7 protein-coding genes and 1 pseudogene are annotated in these 8,315 nt (G+C 62.0%); 3 read left to right on the top strand and 5 right to left on the bottom strand.

What is annotated here, in order from left to right; all coding sequences use genetic code 11:
• Positions 1-62 precede the first annotated feature (62 nt).
• From AO277_RS20935 to cobG, 5 genes and pseudogenes are all read right to left on the bottom strand, one after another.
• Positions 63-347, bottom strand: a pseudogene (locus AO277_RS20935) (hypothetical protein); the annotation flags it as partial.
• A gap of 342 nt (positions 348-689) precedes the next feature.
• Entirely contained in the window at positions 690-2,402 is a 1,713-nt protein-coding gene (gene cobJ, locus AO277_RS20930) for a precorrin-3B C(17)-methyltransferase (protein ID WP_044318726.1), read from the bottom strand.
• Positions 2,402-3,136 (bottom strand): precorrin-2 C(20)-methyltransferase, encoded by a 735-nt coding sequence (locus AO277_RS20925; RefSeq protein WP_002555382.1) that lies wholly within the window; start codon positions 3,134-3,136, stop codon positions 2,402-2,404. Before AO277_RS20925 ends, cobJ begins: the two co-directional genes overlap by 1 nt.
• Positions 3,133-3,759: a precorrin-8X methylmutase gene (locus AO277_RS20920; protein ID WP_002555383.1), complete on the bottom strand. Its 627-nt coding sequence runs from the start codon at positions 3,757-3,759 to the stop codon at positions 3,133-3,135. Before AO277_RS20920 ends, AO277_RS20925 begins: the two co-directional genes overlap by 4 nt.
• A complete protein-coding gene (cobG, locus tag AO277_RS20915) occupies positions 3,756-5,096 on the bottom strand; it encodes a precorrin-3B synthase (RefSeq protein ID WP_080899246.1) in 1,341 nt (446 codons plus the stop codon). Before cobG ends, AO277_RS20920 begins: the two co-directional genes overlap by 4 nt.
• Before the next feature lie 125 nt (positions 5,097-5,221).
• On the opposite strand from cobG, the gene AO277_RS20910 reads away from it, so the two are divergent.
• The 3 genes from AO277_RS20910 to AO277_RS20900 are packed head-to-tail and all read left to right on the top strand — an operon-like array spanning position 5,222 to position 8,252.
• Complete coding sequence (locus AO277_RS20910; protein WP_002555385.1) at positions 5,222-6,424, top strand: bifunctional cobalt-precorrin-7 (C(5))-methyltransferase/cobalt-precorrin-6B (C(15))-methyltransferase; 1,203 nt, start codon at positions 5,222-5,224, stop codon at positions 6,422-6,424.
• Positions 6,424-7,536, top strand: coding sequence for a cobalt-precorrin-5B (C(1))-methyltransferase (locus AO277_RS20905; RefSeq protein ID WP_002555386.1), 1,113 nt, complete (start codon positions 6,424-6,426; stop codon positions 7,534-7,536). Before AO277_RS20910 ends, AO277_RS20905 begins: the two co-directional genes overlap by 1 nt.
• Positions 7,533-8,252: a cobalt-precorrin-6A reductase gene (locus AO277_RS20900; RefSeq protein ID WP_044318724.1), complete on the top strand. Its 720-nt coding sequence runs from the start codon at positions 7,533-7,535 to the stop codon at positions 8,250-8,252. Before AO277_RS20905 ends, AO277_RS20900 begins: the two co-directional genes overlap by 4 nt.
• Positions 8,253-8,315 lie beyond the last annotated feature (63 nt).

The following is an 8,315-nucleotide window of genomic DNA, read 5'->3' as shown; positions in this document are numbered from 1 at the left end:
CCGAGTCTGCCCAGGTGGCATGACTCAAACAAAAGGGTCTCCGAGAAACCCGGGGCGGTTCAGCTGAACGCCTTGTTGGCCACAAGGGTGGCAAACAGAAAGGAGTCCATGACGTCTTGCTTGCTCTGCCGCGAAACGCCCTCGGCAAATGCCAGCAGACTGCTTGCAACCACAGCACCCTTGGCAGCTTCATCGCCTGGGTCAAAGTCAGTCTCGTCACTGGCCAGAAGCAATTCAGGCTTTATGGCTGCTGCGTGGGCGATGGACGAAGCAGGGCATTCAGCCAGCTCACAAGCGGCAATGTAATCAAGGTTGTCGGTCATGCTCATCGTATTGTCCTGTTTCATTTCATTTAGTCCTTTAATTCGTGAGTCCTTGTGGACAGATACGAGACTAATCAAATAAATCAGGCCGTTTTTCCGGCACTTTCGAGCGGTCTATTGATGGCTTTTTCAACTGCCGCGGCAACACTCGATGGCGCGCGCAAAAAATCAAGCTGTGCTCAGCCCTCGGTAAACAGCGGGCGAAAGAGAAATCCGTGGCAGGACAGAGAAAAAAGCCACAAGCCTGGCAACTTGAAGAACATCCGTTCGCGCAAGCAGCCAGGCCGAAAACTCGGCCTGAATGCCTGTTGATACGCAGAGGTTTCAGCACTTTCCCACAGTAAATTCGATACAGGTACGACAAGCCTATGGGCTCAGGCTGTATGTAGGTTTCGCGCCATACCAGCGGGGCGTGTAGACCCAATTGCCGCCTTCGTTGCGAGGAAAGGTGCAGGTCAGGGAAGAGCCGATCAGCACCATGGTTCGCATGTCCACCTGCTCCGGCGTCAGTTCACCCAGCGTAATGACGCGCAGTGTCTGGCCAGGACGACCGATGTCGCGCCCAAGCGTGATGGGCGTTTCAGGAGTGCGGTGCTGGCGAACTATCTCCAGCGCACGCCCCAGTTGCCAGGGTCGTGAACGGGAAATCGGGTTGTAGAAGGCCAGCGCAAGGTCTGCCTGACAGGCAAGGTCCAGACGCTTTTCGATGATCTCCCAAGGCTTGAGGTTATCGGACAGCGACAACACACAGAAATCATGCCCCAACGGCGCACCAGCCTGAGCGGCGGTTGCCAGAGAAGCCGAGACACCCGGGAGAATCTCCAGCTCGACCGAGTGCCAGTGCGGGTTGCCGGACTCGTGCAGCGCTTCAAGCACTGCCGAGGCCATGGCGAACACGCCCGGATCACCGGACGACACCACAACCACCGAACGACCTTGCGCGGCCAGTTCGAAGGCATGCCGGGCACGCAGCATTTCTTCGCGATTGTCGGTGCAATGCAGTACCTGATCGGCACGAAACGGCCCGGCCATGCGCACGTAGGTTTCGTAACCCAGCACATCATTGGCGCGTGCCAGTTCAGCCTTGACGGCAGGCACCATAAGGTCCGCTGCGCCGGGGCCCAGGCCGATGACTGCAAGCCGGCCACGCCCACGGCCGATGTTCTGCACATCCAGCGGTTGAGTCGCGACGGCAATCGCCATGTCGTCGACGCTGAGTGGCGGCAACCGTTGCGGCACGCAGCGGGAGGCCATTTCGCTGGCCGCCCCAGCCTTGTCGAAGCGCACCGGGACGCCCAGCTCGCTGGCTGCCTGATGCAACTGCGCATTGGCCATCTGCTCTTCGCTGGCCAGCAGGCAAGCCAGGGATTGCTCGGCAATGCTTGCGTCGTGCAACGCCGAGCGGACCCGCATAGCCAGTTCAGCGGTTATTTCGCTGACGGCGACCAGTACACTGCGCGGGTAGATCAGTAATTCATGGGGAGCGGGCTCACGTAGGGCGCAGCCGACATGAATCGTCAGCTCAGCCTGCGGGTCTTCGGGCAGTTGCGCTCGCTCCAGCCAGGGTGCCTCGCCTTCAATGCGCACCGGTTCGCCGGAGAGCAAGTCGGAAACAAAACGCTTGCCCAGCTCCAGGTCGCCCAGTGCATAGCCGCTGGGCGGGTTGAGCAGGCAGGTGCCGAAGCGCAATTCGCCGCTGGTGGTGATTGCCGGTGCAACGCCAAGCCCGTTGGCAATGCTGCGCGCCATGACATTGACCCCGCCCAGGCCACCAAGCAGTGGCACCACTGCACTACCGTCCTCAGCTACGGCGAGTACCGGCGGCTCGACGCCCTTCTCCAACAGCAGCGGGGCCAGGGTGCGAATCACTATGCCAGCGGCACACAGGGCGATAATAGGGGTGTTTTGCTGATACAACTGACGCAGCGTGCTACCGAATTCGCTGTAGGTAATGTCAGCGTTCTGCACACGCTCGGCCAGGCCATGAATCTGCGCATCGGGAAACAGCTGCTGAATGCGCCGCGCGGTAGCCAGGCTGCCATTGCCGAGAATGACGATGGCTGGAATGTTGAGAGTCATCAGCCTTGCCACCTGTCACCCGGAACGATAATCAGCGAAAAATACGGCGAAGACATCGGGTCTACCTGATCCAGCGGGACGATTTTCTGGTTGGCCATGGTTGCGCGCTCGACATACAGCGCACGCCCGGCCATGCCCAGTTCGGTCAGCACTTCACGGACCTTGTGGAAGTTGCGTCCCAGTTTCATGATCACTGCTGCATCGGCATCAGCCAGCTTGCGTTTCAGGTCCTCGTGGGACAGCACGCCGGACAGCACCGACAGGCTCTGGTTGCGATACACCAGCGGCGCGCCCAGTACCGAAGCGCCACCGAGCATCGAACACACACCCGGAATCACTTGCGCCTCGTAGCGCTCGGCCAGGCGGTCGTGCAGGTACATGTAGGAACCGTAGAAGAACGGGTCGCCTTCGCAGATCACCGCGACATCGCGCCCGGCGTTCAGGTGCGCCGCAATGTGCAGGCTGGACTCGTCGTAGAAGTCGCTGATGACTTTTTCGTAGGACAGCGGCGCTGGCAAGGCTTCGGTGGTGACCGGGTAGACCAGTGGCATCAACGTTTGAACGTCCTGCAAGTGCGCTTCGATAATGCCGAATGCGTTGCCCTTTTTACCCTTGGCCACGAAGTACGCCACCACAGGCGACTCCCGCAGCAGGCGCAGCGCCTTGACGGTAATCAGCTCCGGGTCGCCGGGGCCGACGCCCAGGCCAATCAATCGACCGCGTGCCTGCATCATTCGATCTCCGTGGCCAGTGCATTGACAGCGGCCACGGCCATGGCGCTGCCGCCACGACGACCCTGCATGATCACAAATGGCACGCCACGGCTGTCTGCGGCAAGCATGGCCTTGGACTCGGCAGCGCCGACAAAGCCAACCGGAAAGCCGAGAATCAGCGCTGGTTTCGGCGCGCCTGCATCGAGCATTTCGAGCAGATAGAACAGCGCAGTCGGCGCATTGCCGATGACCACTACGCTGCCTTCCAGGTACGGACGCCACAGCTCCAGCGCCACCGCAGAGCGCGTATTGCCCAGTTCGAGCGCCATTTCCCGCACGCCTTCATCGTGCAATGTGCAGATGATCTGGTTGTTGGCGGGCAGCCGGGTACGGGTGATGCCTTCTGAGACCATGCGTGCGTCGCAGAGGATCGGTGCACCGGCGGCCAGGGCATTGCGCCCGGCCGTACCGGCACCCGGCGAGAAGCGCAGGTCTTCAATGACTTCGACCATCCCGCAGGCATGGATCACGCGCACGGCGAGTTTTTCCAGGTCGGCGGGGATCGTGTCCAGGCGCGCTTCGGCGCGAATGATCGAGAAGGAGTTGCGATATATCTCCTGACCATCGCGGATGTAATCAATCATGCAATGTTGCTCCGTGAGTCGGCGTTCAACTGCGCACCGACTGCTTCAATAGTAAGGTCACGCGCGCGCAGCACACCGAAACCGGCATGCGCTGCGTCGCGAAAATAAAGGTCGTAACGGCCGGGCGAAACGGCCAGCAAGGTTACCGGCGCTACGTGAGCAGCAGCGCAGGAACGCGTGCAACCGCTTAAATGAACGGCCTGACTGGCAACAAGGCCGGTAGCCAGTTGCAGCGCATCAGCCTTGGTATCGGCCAGCCCTTTTGCACAGCCGGCAGAACCGGTACACGCCACCATCTGCGCCAGTGGCTGTTCGGCCGAACAGATCAGACCCGCGGCCTGCAACGCCGTCATCACTGTTGCAGCGCGCTCGACCGGCACATTGGGCAACAGCAGGCTCTGCCAGGGCGTCAGGCGCAAAGTGCCGTCGCCCTGCTCTTCTGCCAGTTGCGCGACGATGGCGAGCGTGGCGGCATCAAGACGCCCCAGCGGAACCACCGCCCCCACCGCAACCCGCGCAGGCTCGGCCTGTGGATAAATACCGATATGCCGATTGCCCTGAATGGCCGGGCGCTGCCAGCCGGTGACGGCTTGATCCACCCGCAACGCGCAGTCCAGCCGGGTAGAAAGCTCGCGCAACACATCGTTGGTCGACACCTCGACCAGCAGATGCCGCATCCGGGTGTGCTCCGGGCGGGCCAGATCGAGGAACAATTCCAGCAACCCGACAACCAGCGTTTCTCCAGCCGCCAGCGGCACAGCGGCCAGCGGTCGATCATTGGCCGGGCAACCGGCCAGCCCGAACGCCAGCAGCACTTCGCCGTCGAGGTTCAGCGCCGACAGCCAAACATCATGCGCGTGTTCGAGCATCACCAGCGCTTCACCAGCATCCAGCGACAACGCAAATTTGGGTGACAGCTCATGGAAGCGCGGGTGATTTTCCAGCGCATCGAGAACCTGCGCCGCCAACGGTCGGGCATCGAACAGCATGCGCGAATCCAGCCCCGCGGTCGGGCTGAGCATCAGGTTGCGCACATCGTCACTGGCAGGGTTGGCCGGGCCGAGTCCTGCCGCCATCAATGCCTTGATCAACCCATCGTGATCAGCGCCGATGCCGCGAATTTGCAGGTTGGCGCGGTTGGTGGCTTCGATAACGCCCTGTGCATAAGTCTGCGCAGCCTCTGCAACCGCTATTGCCTGCACACTGCTGATGACCCCGCCCGCCAGCTTGATCCGGCAGATCCCGCCGTCCAGTGCCGGGACGATATGCAGCAACCCCGGACAGGCCGAGGGGCGTAGCGTTGCAGAGGATGTGCGAGCGGACTGCGGCTCGTTCAATGGATCACCCGGTATGAACTGGACGTGGATTAGAGCACTTGTACCCCGTCGGGCGCGGTATTATGCCTGCTTTGTCCGCAGGCATGAAAAGGCGCTCTGTCGGAAGTTCGGATTGAGGTAGGTACATGTCGCCGTGGCTGACAGTCGTGGGAATCGGAGAAGACGGTTACAAGGGCCTGGGCAAGAACGCCCGGCACGCTCTGCTGCACGCTGATCAGGTGTTCGGCGGTCCGCGCCAGCTGGCATTGCTGCCGCCGTGCATTCGCGCCGAGCGGCGTGCATGGCCGAGTCCATTTTCGCTGAACCCGGTGCTGGAACAGCGCGGTGCCGAAATCTGCGTACTGGCCAGTGGCGATCCGATGCTGTTCGGCGTCGGCGCCAGCCTGGCACGCGTAGTCGCCATCGACGAAATGCGTATTCTGCCCGCCCCTTCTTCTTACTCTCTGGCCGCCGCTCGTCTGGGCTGGCCGTTGCAGGAAGTCGTTACCTTGTCAGTGGTTGCCCGTCCGGTAGCCGCATTGAACGCTCATTTCCATCATGGCGTACGTCTGCTGGTGCTGAGCAATGATGGCAGCAGCCCCGCAGTGATTGCCGGTTTGCTGCGCGAACGAGGCTTTGGCCCTAGCCGCATGACGGTCCTGGAGCATCTGGGAGGTGAAGCCGAACGGCGCGTCGAGGGGCTGGCCAGTGAATGGGGCAATCCCGAGATCGCTGCACTGAACCTGGTTGCCGTCGATTGTCGCGCCGACGCCAGCGCCATTCGCCTGAGTACAGTGGCCGGTTTGCCAGACAGCGCTTTCGAGCATGACGGCCAGTTGACCAAACGCGACGTGCGGGCGATCACACTTGCCCGCCTTGCTCCGGTGCCGGGTGAACTGCTTTGGGACGTCGGCGCGGGCTGCGGCTCCATCGGCATCGAATGGATGCGCGCGCACCCGACCTGCCGGGCGATGGCCATAGAAGCGGACGAAGGCCGTCAGCAACTGATCGAATTCAATCGCGATGCGTTGGGCGTGCCGGGCCTGCAATTGGTCCGTGGCAGCGCGCCACAGGCGCTGAGCGGTCTGGAGCGTCCGGATGCGATTTTCATCGGCGGTGGCGTGACCCGTATCGGCGTGCTGGAAACCTGCTGGGAGCAGCTGCGCTCCGGCGGGCGGCTGGTCGCCAATGCAGTAACCCTGCAAAGCGAGGCTGCACTCATGGCCTGGCGCGAGCGGCATGGCGGCGAACTGACGCGTATTCACGTCGCCCATGCTCAGCCTCTTGGCGAGTTCGATACGTGGCGTCAGGCCTTGCCGATCACTCTGCTGGATGTAGTCAAACCCTGATGCGCGAAGAAACCGCCGAACAGCCTGCTCCGCTGCGCAGTGGCCTGACCACCGGCAGCTGCGCCACAGCAACCAGCCTCGCGGCAGCGCGGCTGTTACTCAGCGGGCAAATCAGCGATGCGGTAGAGATTGTGTTGCCCAAGGGCAAACAGGTGCAGATGCGCCTGGAATTCTGCCGCCTTGTGGATAACTTCGCCGAAGCCGGAACACTCAAGGATGCCGGGGACGATCCCGACGTTACTCACGGCGCGCTGGTGTTTGCGCGCGTCAGGCTGGAAATGGCACCCGGCGTGCGCTTCGTTGCAGGCGCAGGTGTAGGCAGCGTGACCCGCCCCGGCCTGGTGTTGGCGGTGGGCGAGCCCGCCATCAACCCGGTGCCTCGACGCATGATGACCGAACACTTGCTGCAGCTGGCGGAAGAACTCGGCTACAGCGGTGGTTTCGAGGTTACGATTGGCGTCGAGGGCGGCGAAGCGCTGGCGCTCAAAACCATGAATCCGCGCCTCGGTATTCTCGGCGGACTGTCGATTCTCGGCACCAGCGGGATTGTCCGGCCCTTCTCCTGCGCGGCTTACATCGCGTCGATCCATCAGGGCATCGACGTCGCCACCACCAACGGCTATCGGCATATTGCCGCCTGCACCGGCAACGCCAGCGAAGACACCATGCGCCGCGTGTACAACATCCCGGATATCGCCCTGATCGAAATGGGCGATTTCGTCGGTGCAGTGCTCAAGCACCTGCGCAAGGTGCCTGTGGATAAGTTGAGCCTGTGCGGTGGCTTCGGCAAGATCAGCAAACTGGCCGCAGGCCACATGGATCTGCACAGCCGCCATTCGAGCATCGACCTGCCGCAACTGGCGCTGTGGGCGGCGGATGTCGGCGCGGACGCAGACCTGCAACAACGTGTTCGCGATGCCAATACCAGCCAGCAGGCGCTGGCGATGTGCGCAACGGCGGGCGTGCCGCTGGGCGATGAGGTGTGTCGTCATGCGCTGGCTTTTGCCCGCAGCGTGGTGCCTGCACAGGTTCAGGTCGAAGTGTTCGCCATAGACCGTCAGGGCGGTATCGTCGGTCAGGCGGGCGTTGCGTTATCGAAGGAACACACATGAAACGAATTCTGCTGTTGGGCGGCATTACCGAAGCGCTGGCGATTGCACGCAGGCTCGGGCCTGAGCACATCTATAGCCTGGCAGGTGTGGGTCGAGTGCCGGCAGATCTGGCCTGTCAGTTGAAAGTTGGCGGCTATGGCGGCGCAGAGGGCATGGCGCAATACATTCGTGACCAGGGCGTCGACTTGCTGCTGGACGCTACCCATCCGTATGCCGCGCAAATCAGCCGCAACGCTGCATGTGCAGCCCGGCTGACTGGAACTCCCTGCTGGGCCTTGCGTCGCACTGCCTGGCAGGCTGGTGCGGGTGATGACTGGCGCGAAGTGGCCGACTGGTCAGAACTGGTCACGGCACTGGCGCCCTTCAAGCGCCCACTGTTCACCCTGGGGCGCGAGCCTTTGCAGCATCTGCACGAGATTCCGGAGCATCAATTCTGGACGCTTCGGGCATTGGACAGCTGCCCCGGCAATGACCACTGCGAAGTGATCGGCGCGCGCGGCCCGTTTGCCCTGGAAGACGAACGTCAGCTGTTTGAACAACGCGATATTGATGTGCTGATCAGCAAAAACAGTGGCAGCAGCTCCACCGAACCCAAGCTTAAAGTCGCCCGCGAGCGCGGCCTGCCCGTCCTGATCCTGAAACGCCCGGAGTTGCCTGAGGTGGATCGGATTTTGTGGAGTGTGGATGAGGTGCAGGAGGCGTTGGGGCTGGAGTGAATGAACCGTCTTCATTTCTCATGAAAATCGTGAAACAACCCGGCCAGTGGGAGTGAGCTTGCT

Origin of the sequence: Pseudomonas amygdali, from assembly GCF_002699855.1 — a bacterium.
Classification (GTDB): Bacteria; Pseudomonadota; Gammaproteobacteria; order Pseudomonadales; family Pseudomonadaceae; genus Aquipseudomonas; species Aquipseudomonas amygdali.
Note: the sequence above shows the minus strand (reverse complement) of the source record. Positions and strands in the feature narration are given on the sequence as shown.